This is a genomic window from Agrobacterium rubi TR3 = NBRC 13261 (genome assembly GCF_000739935.1).
Lineage (GTDB): Bacteria > Pseudomonadota > Alphaproteobacteria > Rhizobiales > Rhizobiaceae > Agrobacterium > Agrobacterium rubi.
The window spans coordinates 1-658 of record NZ_BBJU01000052.1 but is presented as its reverse complement, the minus strand read 5'-3'; the positions used below and the strand labels follow the sequence as shown (position 1 = coordinate 658).

Sequence of the window (658 nt, the reverse complement as noted above, 5' to 3'; positions counted from 1 at the left end):
GTAAGCGGCAAGCTGAGACCGTTCAGCGCGTGTAATTCCACGGCATGAGTGCATCGAGATCGCTGCTGGGCCAACCATTGGCTATGCGCTCGAGTGTCTGGGTGAGCCAGGACTGCGGATCGACATTGTTCATTTTCGCTGTTTGAAGGAGCGTGGCGATTGTTGCCCAAGTCCTTCCACCGCCATCGCTGCCGGCGAAGAGGCTGTTCTTTCTCGTAATTGTCTGGGGCCTGATTGCACGCTCGACTATGTTGTTGTCGAGCTCGATGCGGCCGTCGGTGAGAAAGCGCTCGAAGATGGAGCGACGCGAAGTGGCATAGCGGATCGCCTCGGCCAGCTTCGACTTGCCAGAGATCCGCGGCAGGGTCGTCTGCCAGAGGGCGAAGAGCTCCGTGACAACCGCAGCAGATGTCGTCTGGCGCACGGCGACACGGGCGTCAGGGCTTTGCCCGCGAGCTGTTTCTTCCACCTGCCAGAGCTTCGCCATCAGTTCCACCGTCTCGGTGGCGATCTTGGAGCTGTCTGAGACGTGGAGCTCGTAGAACCTGCGCCTGCTATGGGACCAGCAGTAGGCCAGCATCACGCCGTCATTGCCTCCGTCAGATCTGGCAAGCTTGTTATAGGCACCATGTCCGTCAACCTGCAGAATACCGCGATA

Annotated in this window: 1 protein-coding gene; it reads right to left on the bottom strand. The window is 59.4% G+C overall.

Annotation, left to right across the window (positions count from 1 at the left end; all coding sequences use genetic code 11):
• Positions 1-22: 22 nt before the first annotated feature.
• Positions 23-658: IS66 family transposase (gene tnpC, locus RRU01S_RS24900; RefSeq protein ID WP_045232928.1), on the bottom strand; the 636-nt coding region annotated here is incomplete at its 5' end.